This is a genomic window from Pandoraea sp. SD6-2 (genome assembly GCF_000389825.1).
Lineage (GTDB): Bacteria > Pseudomonadota > Gammaproteobacteria > Burkholderiales > Burkholderiaceae > Pandoraea > Pandoraea communis.
Genome location: NZ_KB944426.1, coordinates 180579 through 196788, shown reverse-complemented (window position 1 = coordinate 196788; position 16210 = coordinate 180579). Strand labels below are relative to the sequence as shown.

The window sequence follows — 16210 nt, the reverse complement described above, 5'->3', positions numbered from 1 at the left end:
CACCGACGTTACTTCCCTGCCAGCATCGAGCCGCGCTCGCGCAAGTTGACGTGCATGTCGAACGCGCGCTCCAGCGCGTGCGGCGTCTGTCCGCCGTAGCGCAGCGCATCGCGATAGTAGTCGCGCAGAACCTCCCGGTAACTCGGGTGTGCGCAGCGATCGATCACCAGATTTACGCGCTCGCGCGGGGCCAGTGTGCGCAGGTCGGCGAGACCTTGTTCGGTGACGATGATGTCCACATCGTGTTCGTTGTGGTCGACATGCGGCACCATCGGGACGATGCTCGAAATCTTGCCGTCCTTGGCAATCGATTTGGTGGCGAAGATCGCCATGCGAGCGTTGCGCGCAAAATCGCCCGATCCGCCGATGCCGTTCATCATGTGCGTGCCGCCGACATGCGTGGAATTCACGTTGCCGTAAATATCCGCTTCGAGCGCGGTATTCAGGGCAATCAGCCCCAGCCGGCGGATGACTTCCGGATGGTTGCTGACCTCCTGCGGGCGCAACACGAGCTTGTCGCGATAACGCTCCAGATGTTTGAACACACGATCCTGCACCGCTTGCGATACCGTGATCGACGAGCCCGACGCGAACACCATCTTGCCCGCATCCATGAGTTCGAACGTCGAGTCCTGAAGCACCTCCGAGTACATCGTGAGGTCTTCGAACGGCGAGTCGATGAAGCCCGTGAGCACCGCATTGGCAATGGTGCCGATGCCCGACTGAAGGGCAGGCAGCGTGTGCGGCAGGCGGCCACGCGAGACTTCGTGCTGGAAGAACTCGATGAGATGGCCGGCAATGCGCTGCGTGTCGGCATCGGCCGGGAGGGCATTGGAGGCGCTGTCCGGGGTGTCGGTAATGACGATGGCGGCAATCTTCTCCGGCGCAATCTTCACCACGTTCGTGCCGACACGATCACGCACGTCGACGATAGGCAGCGGCCCACGGTGCGGACGCTGCCCCGGAATCCAGATGTCGTGCATGCCCTCGAAGGCGAGTGGCTGCGCGAGATTGATCTCGACGATGACCTTTTCCGCCAGGATCGCAAAGCTCGCCGAGTTGCCGACCGAGGAACTCGGCACGAGTCCGCCGTCTTCGGTGATGGCGACGGCTTCAATGACCGCCACGTCGAGCTTGCCGAACTGACCGGTGCGCAGAAATTCCACCGTCTCCGACAGATGCTGATCGACGAACATCACCTCGCCGCGATTGATCGCGTTGCGCAGTGTCGTGTCGACCTGAAACGGCAGGCGCTTGGCGAGTACGCCAGCTTCGGTGAGTGTCTTGTCGGAATCGTGCCCCAGCGATGCCCCGGTGATCAGCGTGATCTTCATCGGGTGGGTCTTCGCCCGCTTGGCCAGTGCAATCGGCATGTCCTTGGCGTCGCCGGCGCGGGTGAATCCGCTCATGCCGACCACCATGCCGTCGCCAACCAGCTTTGCAGCGTCGTCAGCGCTCATCACCCGGTCGCGTAGCGACGCCAGGCGGATGCGGTCTTCAAACATCGTGATGCTCCTCGTCTCTCTTATATTCAAATCTCTTGATCGGCGCGGTCACCAACGATGCGGCCCTGCGCGCTTGATTCGAAGTGTATTGACCCATCGGTCACATTTCCAATATATTAAGAGCGTAGTTTTCATACTTTTTATGTATTGTCGGTGCAAACCCCGGCGGGGCAGGGCTGACAGGAGGGGGGCGATGGAATTGCGGCATTTGCAATATTTCATTGCGGTGGCCGAAGAGCGCCATTTCACGCGAGCCGCCGCGCGTGTCGGGATTCAGCAACCGCCGTTGAGTTTGCAGATTCGGCAACTCGAGACGGAACTGGGCGGCCCGCTATTTGTGCGCCTGCCGCGCGACGTGGTGTTGACGGAGTTGGGCGAGGCGTTCCTGCCCGAGGCGCGGCAGATTCTTGAGCGGGTGGCGCGCGTGAAGCGTCGCATGCAGCAGATTTCGCGCGGCGAGGCGGGGCAGATCCGTATCGGATTCGCGGGCGCAACGTACTTCGAGCCGCGCATTCCGGCGTGGATTCGTGACTTCCGTGCGCGGTATCCCGACGTTCAACTGCATCCGCAGCAGAGCAATACGGCGAGTCTGCTGACGGCGTTGCTGGACGAGGCCATCGACGTCGCGTTCGTGCGTACGCCGTTCGAGGTGCCGGAGGGTATCGTCAGCGTGCCGGTTGTCGACGAACCGATGATGGTGGTGCTGCCGCTGGGGCATGCCATGTGCGCGCGCGAGCGTGTGCCGCTTGCTGCGCTCGCACAGGACGAGTTCATTCTGCTGCCGCGAGAGATCAGTCCTGCACTGTACGACCGCATTATCGCGGCCTGCGAGGCGGCGGGTTTCCGGCCGAAGCTGGGGCAGGAGGCGCCACAGATCACCTCCATCGTGCCGATGGTGGCCGCGGGGTTCGGGGTGTCGCTGGTGCCGGCGTCGGTGAGTCAGATCCGCACGCCCGGTATGGGCTTCTGGCCGATCGAAGGTGATGTGCCGCTAGCGCCGATCAGCCTCGCCTATCGCGCCGACCACGGCTCGGCAGCGCTTGACCGGTTCATTGCGATGGCACCTGCAGATTCGCCTGACAGTGGTGACAGCGCATCGCCTGCACCTTGATCGTTCCGGCGCAGAACGGGCATGCTTTTTCGTCGACGCTCGGGGCAGCACCTTCGTTGGCTGTCGGCCCGTTTGCCAGACTAACCATGTTGTGCGCCGGGGGCGTGGCGGCCGAGGGTTGCGCCGGAGCGAGCACCACGCCTTGCCTGGCGCGGCCGGTGCTTGGGATGTCGCCATGGGCATCGTAGCCGCGCTGGCCGGGGCCGGGCGCGGCGTCGGCGCGCGTGGGCAGCCAACCGTCAGCGCGCAACTTGCCGATAAGCAGCGGCTGGATCATCAGCGAATAGAGCAGGCAGGTGGCGGGTAGCGAAATCGCCAGTGCCGAATCCCGCCAGATCAAGGCGGGGCCAATGGCGAGAGCGGTCCAGAGGAGCGCATGCCACGCGAAACCGTAGGCCAGTAGATACACCGGACCCAGGAAGAAGGCGCCGACGCACGACATGTACGTGATCTCGACAACATCGCCGTCCGCCGGATTGCGAAATTTGAGCATCATGTCGAACGATCGTGAAAGGGGGAGTCTGCAACGTTACGCTGGCACCGACCCCATTTCGTCCCCCCTCCAACATGGGCTTCGGCGTTGCTTGCCGGAGCGCTGCGCAGCGCATATTGAGACCGGCGGATCACGCAAACGCCTGTGGCGCGCGCCCTGCTGACCCATCGTGTGGCAATCCGATACATCGGGCAGGGGGTGCGCTACACTGGCGGCCGTGCCCTGTATGGGATACAGGGCGTTACGCGGACGCGACTGCCATGCAAACGCTCAGAAGACTGACCCGCTGGCTGCCGGTGCTGACCGGGAGCATCGCGGGCATGTTGGTCATGTTGCTGGTGGGGCAGATCGTGCAGACTCGCGTCGACGACTTCCGCCTGCGCGCCTACGTGCACGAAATCATGGGTTTCATGAGCGATGCTTCGGTGTCCAGCCGTAATGCGTTGCTCAGCGCGATGTACAGCGACGCCGTGCCCTGTACCGACGCCGACATTCTGGCGCTGCGTCGCGTCGCCATGCGCAGCCCCTATTTCCACGATATCGGCCGGGTTCACGGTTCCCGGCTGCTGTGTTCGGCTGTCGCGGGACGGCTCGCTCCGGAGCCCGAGCTGCCGCCGCCAAGTCATGAAACGCGCAACGGCTTGAAGCTCTGGCGTACGCTGACCGGCGTCGTAACGCCCGGCGTGCAGGTCAATGCCACCGGCATGGGCGATGTGGTGGTGTTCAGTTCGCCGGTCTTGCCGGAGCGGCTGGCGATGCCGCCGAGCGGCTTTGCTTCTGTCGGGTCGACGAGCGACATGCGTTTTCAGTTCTGGCGCGCGGGGCTGTTCGAGGACCAGCAGCGTATTACGCTGGGCGCCACGTCGCCATGGCTCGAGATCGGGGCGTTGCGCCGTTATTCGGCGTGTTCGGAGCTGGTGGACGTGTGCGCGTCGGCGGTCTACGTGTCGTCGCAGATCCTGGCCAATCCGCTGGGTCTCATGCTGGCGTTGACGATTGGCGCATCGGCGGGTGCGTCGATGGGCATGGCGTGGCGTTCGCGCCGTCGTTACCGTATGTCGATCGATTGGGTGACGCAGCAAGCCGCCGAGTCCGGTGGCATCAGTGTTGTGTATCAACCGTTGGTGCGATTGCGTGACCGCAAGGTCATCGGCGTGGAAGCGCTGGCACGCCTGAACGACAGCGCCGGTGCGCCGATCTCGCCGGACATGTTCATTCCGATTGCCGAGCGTCGGGGGGTGATCGGGCTGATTTCGCGGCAGGTCGTGCGCCGCGCGTTGATCGATATGCACGGGCGCGCGCTGGCCGATCCCGAGTTTCACATCAGCGTCAATCTCGCGACGACGGACATCGTCGACAGCACATTCCACACCTATCTGAATCACATGTCGGCGTCTGTGCAGGTGCCACGCGCGCAAATCGTGCTGGAGATTACCGAGCGCTCGACAGACAACATGAAACGCCTCAGAGAGGCTCTCGACCGTTTGCGTGTCGATGGTTATCAGATCCATATCGACGATTTTGGAACGGGGTTCTCGAACCTCGCCTATCTGTCGACGCTGAATGTCGACGCGCTGAAAATCGATCGCATGTTCACGCAGTCCATTGGCAGCGATACCGTGGGCAGCGCCATCGTCGACCAGATCTGCAAGATGGCGGCGCTACTCAAGGTCGATGTCATTGTGGAGGGGGTGGAAACCGAGGCGCAGGCCGACTACATGCTGGCGCTGTTTCCCGAGGCAATCGGGCAGGGATGGTTGTTTGGCAAAGCCGTGCCGGCCGAGGATTTGCCACGCGAGGTGGGCGATGGCTGAAGGGCGTAAACCTGCCATTGATTCAGCGACCCCCCCCGAGATTTTTACTTGCCGGGCTGGGTGTCGAATGGCCGGCAGTCAGCAGAAATTTTTGTGCCGCATCAGGCAAATTACCGAGAATAACGACAACCATTCGGGACTAAAGTGAAATGACCGTGGTTCTGATGTGCCCCCGACCTCCACGGACTATCCGGCTCGCCGTCATGGCGGGCCGCTTTTTTTCTATCGTTTGTCGCGGTTCGTGTACATGTTAGGATTTCCCAAAAAACAGCGTTGGGAGACAGGTCCATAGCTGTCGCACTATCGAGGGGACATATGACTGATTCGTATCATTTTTCTTGGCATTACGTGAGCAACACACCGCCGGGGCGTCCGTTCGAGCTGGCCGGGGCGATTACGCCGCGCGCCGACGAACGCTTTGACGGCGCTGTTGATGCCTATTGCGATGGGCAGTACATCGGCCGTTGCGAGTTCTCGAGCATCGACGCGCATGACGCGTCCGAGGCGGCCCAGCAAATCCGAAAACGTATCGAGCTTCGCATCGAGGATCGCGTGGCCCGCGAAAACTCGACCTCGCACTGAGTCGTACCGAGAGCGCTCCCGACCGTCACGCTAGGCATTGCACGTAGCGCAGCGCCACACGTTTATCAAACGTCAGCCAGTTATGCGCATGACGCGGAGCCGTTCAGCGCCAGCGATGGCAGCAGCGGCCGCCCCATCCACCCCAGCCACGCCCCCATGAAAACGAAACCGACACGTTGCTGACCCAAGGCGACGCGCCGAACGCCGGGTAAAACGGTGCATAGGCCGGATACGTCGCATAGGCCGGATAGACGGCGTACGCGGGGTAGGCCGAATACGCTGGATATGCCGGATAGGTCTGATAAGTCGGGTAGGTGGGGTACGCCGGATAGGACACATATCCCGGGTCTTGTGCGTACGCGACGCTGCCGGACGGTGCTCGCGACGTAGGCGGCACATAGTCCGGCGGAACGGGCGAGCCGTTTGGATAAACGGGGGCGCGTGGCGTTTGCTGCGCTGGCGGCCGGTAATCCGGTGGCACCGGATTACCGTTCGGATAACGCTGAGGCGCGACCGTGCCGACGGGCGGCGGCGGCGCTAGCGACGACTTCACGGGTGCGGTCGAGACACTGGGCGTGGGTACCGGCGCGGTCGAGACTTCTGCGGCGCCGGGCGCACCCGGCGCAGCGCGCATGGCTTGCGGCGCGACAGGGTTCGGCGAGAGCGTGAGCGCACCTCCCGGATACTGCACGACATAGCAGCCGGCGAGCGGCAAAACACAAAGCAGAGTGGAGAGTGGCGCGAGTTTCATGGCAGCGAGTGTAGCGCAGGCAGGCCTGTTGTCAGTGATGTCGCCGACGCACTCGCATTACGATCTATTGCCGCTGGGGCGAGGTCTCACGGGACCGACAGGTAAAAAAAACGGCCAGCAATTTGCTGGCCGTAAAATCCACCAGGAGGAGGTGGAGGAGACAGGTGTAACTATATCAGGGAAATCCCTAGATGGGTTAACCTCTGCCAAAAAAATCTGTAGAAAAACCACAACTGCGACAATTCACCGCTTTTTTCCCTGGCAATCACTCAATTTCACGCCCTGTATAGCCTTTGGGCGCATTGACCGGGCGTCGTCTCGTTCTCCGTATGGAGAAAAACCACAGACTCAGGCCCCGTTCGCCGATGCCAGTCTATCCGGCGCTGGTCGGACAGCCTCGCGCGCAAGCACGCATCCTCCGGGAATCTAAGTGTTAACACCAAGCATTGAATTACGTTCGGCGGGATAAACTTCCGCAAAGCGTAATTTTGTGCGCGAGAGGATTCGGCAAATCCATCCTCTGATCGCGATGCATGAAATGCCCTGAATGCCCGACCGGGGCGGCAGGGTGCCGGAATCGAGGCAACGACTGGAGAAGCCGGCGCCTCGACCGGGTACGCAATGACACGAAGTTGCGAGAACGTTTGGAGACAGGATGAAAGCAGCAGAAGTGAATGTGGGCAAACTGATCGACGAGAGTCGACTGGGCGCCTATCAGTGGTGGGTCATCGCGTTGTGCGCGATGTGCCTGGTGGTGGATGGTTTCGACGTCCAGGCCATGGGCTACGTCGCCCCTGTGGTAATCCGCGAGTGGGGCATTGCCAAGGAAACGCTCTCGCCAGTGTTCGGCGCGGGGCTGTTCGGCATGTTGGTCGGGTCGCTCACGTTCTCGGCGCTGGCCGACAAGCTGGGCCGCCGTCCGGTGCTGATCGGTGCGACGCTGTTTTTCTCGGTATGCATGATCCTTACCGGTTTCGCCAACACGATCACGGAGTTGGTCGTCTGGCGCTTCGTGGCCGGGTTGGGGCTGGGGTGCATCATGCCGAACGCGATGGCGCTCGCCGGTGAGTACAGCCCGCGTCGCATTCGCGTGTCGCTCATGATGATGGTGTCGTGCGGCTTCACACTGGGCGGTGTGGTCGGTGGCCTCATCACGGCCGCGATCATTCCGAGTCTGGGCTGGCGCGCTGTGTTCTATATCGGCGGGGCCATCCCGTTGGTGCTCGGCATGCTGATGTGGATTTCGCTGCCCGAGTCGATCCAGTTCCTGATGTTCAAGAAGAGCGACGGCGCGCGTATTCGCAAGCAGTTGCTGCGCGTGGCGCCCAACGCCAACGTGCCAGCCGACGCTCGCTTCGTGTTCGACGAGCAGAAGGCGAAGGGCGTGCCGTTCATCGAACTGTTCAAGGACGGTCGTGCCCGCGTGACGCTGCTGCTCTGGGTCATCAACTTCGCCAATCTGCTCGACATGTACTTCCTGTCGAACTGGCTGCCGACGGTGATTCGCGACGCCGGTTATTCGACGCAGGTCGCCGTGATGGCGGGCACCGCCCTGTGGGCCGGCGGTGTGATGGGCACGCTGCTGCTCGGCCGGGTGATCGACCGTGTGGGCTTCACTAGCGTGTTGGCGGTCACCTTCCTGATCGCGATTGCGGCTACGGCGGCCATCGGCAACCCGGTGGTGATGGTGTCGATGGCTGCGGTGTTCATCGCCATCTTCTTCGCGGGCTTCTCGATCATCGGCGGACAACCTGCGCTTAACGCGTTGGCCGCGACTTACTACCCCACGTCGCTGCGCTCGACGGGCATCGGCTGGAGCCTCGGCATCGGCCGGATCGGGTCGGTGCTTGGCCCCGTGCTGGGGGGCGCGCTGATGCATCTGCAATGGTCGTCGTCGTCGCTGTTCCTCGCGGCGGCGGTGCCGGCATGCGTGTCGCTGATCGGTGTGCTGGCCATTGCCCGCACGCAGCGCAACAACGGCGGCACGCTGCGCACGGCTGCGGCCAACTGAGGGTGGTGCCGCAGTGCAGGCCGCGCCATAAGCCGCGGTTAAGCGTGCGATAACCATCGAGTATGAAAGTGCGGCGCCCGCCAGCGTTATCATGGCGGGCGTCGCTGTTTTCGCGGCGTCATCCACGGCGCGGCGGGCTTCGCGCCGAATCATCATAACGATAATGACATCGACGTCCGAACTCTCTCCTGCGTTGCCCTCCGAGCGTGTGTTGCTTGGCATTCTCGGCCTGTTCATGATGATCGCGCCAGCGTCCACGGACATGTACCTGCCGGGGCTCGTGACGATGCGCCACGAGCTGGGCGCGAGCGCCGCGGCCACGCAACTCACCCTGTCGTACTTCTTTCTGGGATTCGCTTTCGGACAACTCGTGTGGGGCCCGCTTGCGGATCGCTTCGGGCGTCGCCGGCCGATGGCGGCGGGGATCGCGCTGTACATCTTCGGCACCATCGGATGTGCGTTCGCCGACAGCATGGAGCACATGATGATGTGGCGCTTCGTGCAGGCACTCGGCGGGTGCGCCATGCCGGTGATCGCGCAAGCCATCGTGCGCGACGTCTACGGGCCGCGTCACAGTGCGCGCGCCTTTTCGATCATGTTGCTGGTGATGAGCGTGGCGCCGATCGTGGCACCGCTCATCGGCGGACAGATGCTGCGCTTCACCTCGTGGCGCGTGATCTTCGGCATTCTCGCGGTGTTCGGTGTGGGGGCAATGGCGGCGCTGTGGCGCCTGCCTGAGACCGGTGCCGTGCATGCGCGTCAGGCGGGCGGCCCGCGTGCCGTGGCGGCGTCGTACTGGCACCTGTTGCGCGACCCGCAGTTCGTCGGCTACATGGTGGCGGGCGGTGCGGTCTTCGGCGCGTCGTTCACGTACATTACCGGCACGCCGCTGGTGTACATGGAGTACTTCCATGTCTCGCCGCAATTCTTCGGCGTGCTCTTCGGCATCAACATCGTCGGGATGGCATCGGTGACGATGTTCAACTCGCGCCGCGTGGGGCAGGTGGGGCCCTATCGATTGATGCGTCTCGGCATCATCGGGTGCGCCATCGTGACGTCTGTGTTGTGTGCGACGGTGTGGTTGGGCGTCGCGTTGCTGCCGGTGATGGTTGCACTGCTGTTTCTGTTCATGTCGCTGCGTGGCGTCATCACCGCGAACTCGGTGGCGGGGGCGCTGGCCAATCATCCGACCCGCGCCGGCGCTGCGGCGGCGCTCGTGGGCAGCGTGCAGTACGGCTTCGGCTTCGCTGCAGGCGGCCTGTTGGGTGTGCTCAACGACGGCTCACCACGCCCGCTCGCGACCGTCATGTGTGGATTCTCGGTGTTGGCCCTCGTCGCGCTACTGACGATGCTGCGCAAGCCTCAGCACGCGCATTGAGTGCATCGGGAAACGCTCGGCGTTTTTGTGTCGTGCCGCATGTATTTTCGTTTCACGAAGTCACCGCGACACGTGGCAAAAAGGGGGGCGCCGCAGTGAACTGCACCCCCCGTACTTCCGCAGACCGATGCCGCAGCTTACAACGCCAGCACCAGTTTCTTGCCGCAGGCGCGTGAGCAGCAGGACATCATCTTGGTGTTCGCGTCGCGCTCGGCGCGCGTGAGCACCACGTCGCGGTGATCCACGTCGCCCTCCAGCACCTGGACCTCGCACGAGCCGCACAGACCCTCCTCGCAGTCGCTCTGCACGTCGATGTTCGCCGCGCGCAGTGCCGTGAGCAACGTTTGGTCTGCCGGCACCGTGACCGTAATGCCGGAATCCTTGAGCGTGACCTCGAACGCGTGCTCCTTTTCGGGGTCCAGCGTGCCCAGTTGCGACTGGAAGTGTTCGACGCGCAACGTGTCGTCCGGCCAGTGCGCGCAGCATTGCGCCAGACGATCGAGCATGCGCAGGGGACCACAGGCATACACCTGCGTGCCGTCTCGCGGCGTTGCGAGCAGGGCGGCATAGTCGGCACGCTGCCCTTCGTCCTTCACCCACAGATGCAGGCGATCGCCATGCAGCGCCTGAAGCTCGTCGATCAGCGCCATCGTGCGGCGGCTGCGCCCGCTGTAATGGATTTCATAGTCGATACCCAGCGCCTTCGCGCGCCGTGCCATGGCGGCGATCGGCGTGACCCCGATGCCTCCAGCCACGAAGATCGCGCGCGGCGTCGTTTCATCCAGCCGGAAGTGATTGCGCGGGCCGCGAATGCGCAGACGGTCGCCGCTTTTCACTTGCGTGTGAACCCAGTTCGAACCGCCGCGGCCTTCCGGCTCATGCAGCACGGCGATTTCGAGCGCGCCCGCGTCCGACGGATCGCCGCACAGCGAATACTGACGTGAGAGCCCCGTGTCGCCGCATTCGATATCGATGTGCGAGCCGGGTGCCCAGCGCGGCATGGCGCGGCCGTCCGGAGCGACGAGACGCAATTTGACGATGCCCTCGGCGGCCGGGGTGACCGACTCGACCACGACCGGACGCGTCACGCTGTGGCCCGACGGTTCGCCGATGCGCACGGGCGACTGACGTGTCAACACGGCCGGATCCTGGCGTTCGGGGTTCTGCGCCGGGTCCCACTCGACCCATACATGCTCGGGACCCCGGAACGACGTGTTAGGCACGTAGGTAAACGCCTGCTCCGCGAGCTTCATATGCGGCAGGCGGCGGGTGAATTCCTCGAGGAAGATCTGCATCTCCATGCGGGCGAGATTCTTGCCCATGCACTGGTGCGAGCCGTAACCGAACGTGAGCTGATCGCTGGCGTTTTCGCGGCGGATGTCGAACAGATCGGCGTCGGCAAAGTGCGCTTCATCATGGTTGGCAGACGACGTCACGATCAGCAGTTTCGAGCCCGCGGCGATGTCGATGCCGCCGATATTCACGTCCTTCGTAGCCAGACGACGCCACGCGGCGACCGAACCGTTGTGACGCAGGCACTCTTCCACCGCGTTCGGAATCAGCGACGGGTCTTCGCAGACCTCGCGCCACACGTCCGGGTGCTGTAGCAGCAGCTTCATTGCGTTCGCGGTGGCGTTGGCCGTCGTTTCGTGAGCCGCCACAATGCCAGCCATCATCATCGAATGCAGATACGAATCGGTGACGACCTCAGGGTGATCCTTCTGCTTGCGAATGCCGTACTGCATCCAGCCAGGGCCGTCCGGGTTCTGACGCATCTTGTCGAGAATCTTGCCCGCGAGTTGCCAGAAGTTGCCGACGGCGTGGGCCACGGCCACTTGTTCTTCGGGCTTCGGGCGTCCCCATGTGTTGACCGTGTGCGCGATGGAGTACTCACGCAGCTTGTCCATGTCCTCTTCCGGCACACCGAGGAAGTGCAGCGCTACCGTGAGCGGAACTTCCCACAGCATCTGGTCGACGAGATCGGCGCGGCCATCGTTGATGAAGCGGTCGACATACTCGCGCGCGAGTTGGCGCACCAACGGCTCGTGATGCTTGAGATGCTCGGGCGTGAAGGGTTCCATCAGCACGCGCCGGCGCGGCATGTGCGCCGGTTCGTCTTCGTTGACGAGCGTGCGATTGAGGGCGAATCCATACGACGCCAGCACAGCATTCGCTTCCGGTCCCGTCGGTGTAATCTTTTCCAGCGCAATCGACGGGCTGAAGGTGATGTTGTCGCGGAAGATCGCTTTGATGTCGTCGTAGCGCGTCACCACCCAGTAGCCAAGCTTCGGGCTGTAGAACACCGGCTCCTGATCGCGCGCCCAGCGCAAGTACTCGGGAGGGTCTTGCTGATAGCCGTTTTCGAACGGATCGAAGTCTGCCGCACGCGCGCTCACCGGGCAGCCATTGGGGGCTTTGTCGATAGCGGTTTGATGAAACGGGCAGCCGCCGGCGCTCGCGGCGGCAGTGTCGGGGGTGGGGGAAGTCGTTTGGCTCATCCGTTCACGCTCTCTGAGTCGGGTGCGACGACGGCCATGCAAGGCTCGTGACGACACACGCAATGAAACAAGTGTAGAGGAGCGGCTCGCGATCTTGCGGCGAGTGTGCGAGCACACTGGCGCATGAATCTGACGAGTGCGTCTCCTCATCTCGATGTGATATGCCCCGGATGCCCGACAATCGCGAGCACAGAGAGCGTTCACATTCTCTGAATCTGATAAGCGTAAATATAATACGCATTGCGTAAATTAGTGGACTGGGGTTAACCTCTAGGCCCGTCGATGCCGGGCGAAAGCGATTTGCATCATAGAATCTCGCCGATGACCACAAGCAAACGACCCACAGCTGGCCGCCCGCGCAGTGCGGCTGCGCCTTCCGGCGTGACGGACGGCCTCGCGGCATCCGGCACCGATGCCATCGACGCGCCTCGCGAGCGCGGCCGCCGACAACGCGTACAGTCGGCCGAAACCGGCATGGTCGTGCTCAAGGGACTGGCCCGCCTGGGCGGTCGCGCGAGCCTCACCGCGCTTGCCTTGCACGTGCAGCAGAGTCCCGCCAAGGTTCACCGCTATCTGATGAGCCTTGTGGAAGAGGGGCTCGTCGCGCAGGACGCCGACTCGCAGCACTATCATCTCGGGCTTGAGTCCATGCTCATCGGCGTGGCAGCCATGCGCCAGGCCGATCCGGTGCGGGCTGCCGAACCGGCGCTCGTGCGCTTGCGCGAGGCGTTCGACGTGACCTGCTTCATTGCCGTCATGGGCAATAAGGGGCCGACCATCGTGCGTTTCGAAGAGCCGGGTCTGCCGGTGACGATCAATGTGCGTATCGGTTCCGTGATGTCCGTCCTCTGGTCTGCGGCGGGGCGCGTCTTTCTTGGATGGCTCGACGATCCTCAGGTACTGGCGATGGCCGAAGGCGAACTGGCAAACGCCACGCCGGAGCAGCGCGCGCAGCTCGATGCGGCCGATCCCATCGGCACGCTCCGGGCGTCGGTGCGTGCCGCGCAGGGGGCAAGCGTGCGCGACACCAACCTGACCGGCATCAGCGCGCTGGCCGGCCCGGTCTTTAACTATGACGGCCGTCTCGTCGGCGTGATTACCGCGCTCGGCGCCACCGGCGGATTCGACTCCCGAATGGATGGCCCCATCGGCGAAGCCGTACGCCGGGAAGCGTTGGCCGCCAGTCATTCGCTGGGTTATCGCCCGCCGTTGCCGGCCGGCGCCTGACCCGTCAGCGCTTCACGACCCTCCGTCGCTGTGCAGCCGCCGCCCTCGCGGCTGCCGGCTTATACCGCCCAATCACACTCCCGCGCCAGTTCCAGTCTGAGCCTCGCACGCTTTCCTGTGGACCCATGTGCTATTATTTGATAATGATTCTCATTAACAAATTAACGGCCACCGATGACGTTGGGCACAGGCAAGACCTGTCGTCGGAGACCTCGCCTGTGGAGGTCGTAAATGCTGATGTTGAAACGAACCGTCGATCCGGCACCGCGGGTGGCATCGATTCCAACGCCTTCCATGACGTACCTGCCGTTAGGGCAGTTCGGTCAGGGGGAGCGCAAGCTGACCGGTGGCGCGCAACATCGTGCGCTGTCGGGCAGCGATAGGGAGGCGGTGGATAGCGTTGGTGAGCATCCTCTGGCGGTGCCACGCACGTTGCTTCGATGTGACGGTGACGAAATGTGGTTGTGGCGCTTTCTGCTGGCCGGACGTCCCTTCGGGGCGACGGGCGCGACCACCGGCGGACCCGACGACGGCGCGACATGGTTGTCGGCGGCCGAACATTCGCTCGCCCGCCGGCTGCCGCGTGCACAGATGCGCCATCGTTTCCTGTCGGAGCGCATCGCGCTGCGCTGGATTCTCGGCCGCTGGTTCCGCTGTTCTCCCGCACAAGCCCCTGTCCCGGCGCCCACGCCTGGCGGTTCGCCGCTGGAATGCGAGGGACCGCACGGCAAGGTGTGGGTCGACATGGCGCACGCGGGTTTGTGGTTGTTCGTCGCGCTGGGGCAGGGGCCGGTGGCGCTGGCCGTGCATGCCCCGACGCCGGTCGGGCCGGACGACGGCGCGCGGGTGAGCGCACAGCCGGGCGATCCGTTCGCCGTGGCGCGCGACGCCGCGCATCGTTTGTGTCTGGCGCGTCTGGCGGGCGACGCAGAAGCGCTGGCGCCGGGCGTCGGCGTGCCGTTGCTGGCGCACCCCTACGTGAGCGTGCCCTACGCGGGCCGTACACGTTATCTGTACGACATGTCGGTCAGTTCGCGACTAACCGTGGTGGCGGCGCGCGACAGCATCGTCCACCGGATGCGGGTCTTCGGTTGGCAGAATTGACCTCCGGCTTCAGGGTTCGAGACGGCCGATATAAGCATATGCGGCGGCGCAAAGGCAGTTGTCCTGAATTTGCGCTATTCTGGCCCGTTGTTTGCCAACCGTCATCGACTTCCTGGAGAAGAAGCTCATGCACCGTCGCTCGCGTCGTACTCTCGCTGCCGTTCTGACTGTCCTTTCCCTGCCGCTGGTGCCTCTCGCAGCGCACGCCAAGGCCCTTACCGTGTGCACCGAAGCCAGCCCTGAAGGCTTCGACGTCGTGCGCTACAACTCGCTCACCACGACCAACGCGTCTGCCGATCCGGTGTTCAACCGGCTGGTCGAATTCGATGCCGCGCAAGCGAAAGTCGTGCCGAGTCTGGCGACCAAGTGGGACGTCAGTCCCGACGGCCTGATCTACACGTTCACGCTGCGCCCGAACGTGAGCTTCCATAGCAACGACCTCTTCAAGCCGACGCGCGCCTTCAATGCCGACGACGTCGTCTTCACGTTCGATCGCATGCTCAACGACAACGCGCCGTGGCACAAGCTCACACCGTCGGGCTTCCCGCATGCGCAATCGCTCTCGCTGGGCAAGCTGATCAAGTCGGTGCAGAAGGTTGACGACAACACCGTTCGCTTCACACTGTCCGAGCCGGACGCCGTGTTCCTGTCGATGCTGTCGATGGGCTTTGCGTCGATCTATTCGGCCGAGTACGCAGATAAGCTCATCGCCGCCAACAAGACGGATGAACTGAATGCGCGTCCGATCGGCACCGGCCCGTTTGTGTTCCGCAGCTATCAGAAGGACAGCGTTGTGCGTTTCGACGCCAACGCGTCGTACTTCGGCGGCAAGCCGGCTTCGGAACGCCTGATCTACACGATCGTGCCCGACGCCGCCGTGCGCGCGCAGAAGGTGAAGGTTGGCGAGTGTCAGATCGCACTGTCGCCCAAGCCGCTCGACGTGCAGGCCGCGCGGGCAGACAAGGCCCTCAAGGTCGTGCAGACGCCCGCCTTCATGACGGCATTCGTCGCCATCAACACGCAGCACAAACCGCTGAACGACGTGCGCGTGCGTCAGGCGCTGAATCTGGCGTTCGACAAGCCCAGTTACGTCAAGCAGGTGTTCGAGGGCACGGCCACGCCAGCGGTCAATGTGTATCCGCCGAACACGTGGAGCTACGCCAAGAGCGTGGCTGACTATCCGCACAACATCGAGAAAGCGAAGAAGCTGCTCGCCGACGCCGGTTTCCCGCAAGGCTTCGAAACGACGATCTGGACGCGTCCGGCCGGCAGCCTGCTCAACCCGAACCCGCGCGTGGGCGCAGAGATGCTGCAAAGCGATCTGGCGAAGATCGGCGTGAAGGCGCAGATCAAGACCGTGGAGTGGGGCGAGCTGATTCGCCGTGGCAAGGCGGGCGAGCACGACCTGCTGTTCATGGGCTGGTCGGGGGATAACGGCGATCCCGATAACTTCCTCACGCCGCAGTTCAGTTGCGCTGCCGTGACCTCGGGGACGAACTTCGCGCGCTTCTGCGACGCCAATCTCGACAAGCTGATCGGCGACGGTAAGCGCACGCCCGATGTCGCCACGCGTACCGCCAAGTACCAGGCGGCGCAGAAGACGATCAAGGACGATGCGCTGTGGATTCCGTTGGCCCATCCGGTGGCCGCGGTGATTACGCGCTCGGAGGTCTCGGGGTATCAGGTGAGCCCGTTCGGCCGCCAGAACTTCGCGACGGTGCAGGTCAAGTAAGTTC

12 protein-coding genes are annotated in these 16210 nt (G+C 63.4%); 8 read left to right on the top strand and 4 right to left on the bottom strand.

The features are described from left to right. Window positions 1-8: 8 nt before the first annotated feature. Window positions 9-1505, bottom strand: coding sequence for an acetyl-CoA hydrolase/transferase family protein (locus C266_RS05555; protein WP_010806266.1), 1497 nt, complete (start codon window positions 1503-1505; stop codon window positions 9-11). 193 nt (window positions 1506-1698) lie between these two features. On the opposite strand from C266_RS05555, the gene C266_RS05550 reads away from it, so the two are divergent. Then, window positions 1699-2616, top strand: a complete 918-nt coding sequence (locus C266_RS05550; protein WP_010806265.1) for a LysR family transcriptional regulator — start codon at window positions 1699-1701, stop codon at window positions 2614-2616. Here the strand turns inward: C266_RS05550 and C266_RS05545 are convergent. Continuing rightward, the gene (locus C266_RS05545) at window positions 2555-3112 is read right to left on the bottom strand and encodes a hypothetical protein (protein ID WP_036661629.1); all 558 of its coding nucleotides are present in this window, start codon (window positions 3110-3112) and stop codon (window positions 2555-2557) included. The two genes, C266_RS05550 and C266_RS05545, sit on opposite strands and share 62 nt — an antisense overlap. Before the next feature lie 257 nt (window positions 3113-3369). Between C266_RS05545 and C266_RS05540 the strand changes: the two genes are divergently transcribed. After that, complete coding sequence (locus C266_RS05540) at window positions 3370-4923, top strand: EAL domain-containing protein (protein ID WP_010806263.1); 1554 nt, start codon at window positions 3370-3372, stop codon at window positions 4921-4923. Window positions 4924-5238: 315 nt separating this feature from the next. Further along, window positions 5239-5505, top strand: coding sequence for a hypothetical protein (locus tag C266_RS05535; RefSeq protein WP_010806262.1), 267 nt, complete (start codon window positions 5239-5241; stop codon window positions 5503-5505). 103 nt (window positions 5506-5608) lie between these two features. Here C266_RS05535 and C266_RS05530 read toward each other — a convergent pair whose 3' ends face one another. Beyond that, window positions 5609-6256 carry a hypothetical protein gene (locus C266_RS05530; protein WP_010806261.1) on the bottom strand — a complete coding sequence of 216 codons (648 nt, stop codon included), beginning with the start codon at window positions 6254-6256 and terminating at the stop codon, window positions 5609-5611. A 655-nt stretch (window positions 6257-6911) separates the two neighbouring features. On the opposite strand from C266_RS05530, the gene C266_RS05525 reads away from it, so the two are divergent. Together C266_RS05525 and C266_RS05520 are read left to right on the top strand one after the other, a co-directional pair. Beyond that, window positions 6912-8267, top strand: a complete 1356-nt coding sequence (locus tag C266_RS05525) for an MFS transporter (protein ID WP_010806260.1) — start codon at window positions 6912-6914, stop codon at window positions 8265-8267. A gap of 163 nt (window positions 8268-8430) precedes the next feature. Beyond that, the gene (locus C266_RS05520; protein ID WP_010806259.1) at window positions 8431-9645 is read left to right on the top strand and encodes a multidrug effflux MFS transporter; all 1215 of its coding nucleotides are present in this window, start codon (window positions 8431-8433) and stop codon (window positions 9643-9645) included. 137 nt (window positions 9646-9782) lie between these two features. On the opposite strand, the gene C266_RS05515 is transcribed toward C266_RS05520, so the two are convergent. Then, window positions 9783-12143, bottom strand: a complete 2361-nt coding sequence (locus C266_RS05515; RefSeq protein WP_010806258.1) for a cytochrome P450/oxidoreductase — start codon at window positions 12141-12143, stop codon at window positions 9783-9785. 321 nt (window positions 12144-12464) lie between these two features. Here C266_RS05515 and C266_RS05510 point away from each other — a divergent pair, with 321 nt between their 5' ends. The 3 genes from C266_RS05510 (at window position 12465) to C266_RS05500 (ending at window position 16206) form a co-directional block, all read left to right on the top strand. Beyond that, window positions 12465-13370 carry an IclR family transcriptional regulator gene (locus tag C266_RS05510; protein WP_010806257.1) on the top strand — a complete coding sequence of 302 codons (906 nt, stop codon included), beginning with the start codon at window positions 12465-12467 and terminating at the stop codon, window positions 13368-13370. Window positions 13371-13601: 231 nt separating this feature from the next. Beyond that, window positions 13602-14474, top strand: a complete 873-nt coding sequence (locus C266_RS05505) for a hypothetical protein (RefSeq protein ID WP_010806256.1) — start codon at window positions 13602-13604, stop codon at window positions 14472-14474. A 127-nt stretch (window positions 14475-14601) separates the two neighbouring features. Then, on the top strand, window positions 14602-16206 hold the full coding sequence (locus C266_RS05500; RefSeq protein ID WP_010806255.1) for an ABC transporter substrate-binding protein: 1605 nt from the start codon (window positions 14602-14604) through the stop codon (window positions 16204-16206). Window positions 16207-16210: the final 4 nt, after the last annotated feature.

Coding starts and splice junctions, on each gene's coding strand:
- C266_RS05555 (WP_010806266.1), bottom strand. CDS start 1,505: ATGTTTGAAGACCGCATCCGCCTGGCGTCGCTACGCGACCGGGTGATG.
- C266_RS05550 (WP_010806265.1), top strand. CDS start 1,699: ATGGAATTGCGGCATTTGCAATATTTCATTGCGGTGGCCGAAGAGCGC.
- C266_RS05545 (WP_036661629.1), bottom strand. CDS start 3,112: ATGATGCTCAAATTTCGCAATCCGGCGGACGGCGATGTTGTCGAGATC.
- C266_RS05540 (WP_010806263.1), top strand. CDS start 3,370: ATGCAAACGCTCAGAAGACTGACCCGCTGGCTGCCGGTGCTGACCGGG.
- C266_RS05535 (WP_010806262.1), top strand. CDS start 5,239: ATGACTGATTCGTATCATTTTTCTTGGCATTACGTGAGCAACACACCG.
- C266_RS05530 (WP_010806261.1), bottom strand. CDS start 6,256: ATGAAACTCGCGCCACTCTCCACTCTGCTTTGTGTTTTGCCGCTCGCC.
- C266_RS05525 (WP_010806260.1), top strand. CDS start 6,912: ATGAAAGCAGCAGAAGTGAATGTGGGCAAACTGATCGACGAGAGTCGA.
- C266_RS05520 (WP_010806259.1), top strand. CDS start 8,431: ATGACATCGACGTCCGAACTCTCTCCTGCGTTGCCCTCCGAGCGTGTG.
- C266_RS05515 (WP_010806258.1), bottom strand. CDS start 12,143: ATGAGCCAAACGACTTCCCCCACCCCCGACACTGCCGCCGCGAGCGCC.
- C266_RS05510 (WP_010806257.1), top strand. CDS start 12,465: ATGACCACAAGCAAACGACCCACAGCTGGCCGCCCGCGCAGTGCGGCT.
- C266_RS05505 (WP_010806256.1), top strand. CDS start 13,602: ATGCTGATGTTGAAACGAACCGTCGATCCGGCACCGCGGGTGGCATCG.
- C266_RS05500 (WP_010806255.1), top strand. CDS start 14,602: ATGCACCGTCGCTCGCGTCGTACTCTCGCTGCCGTTCTGACTGTCCTT.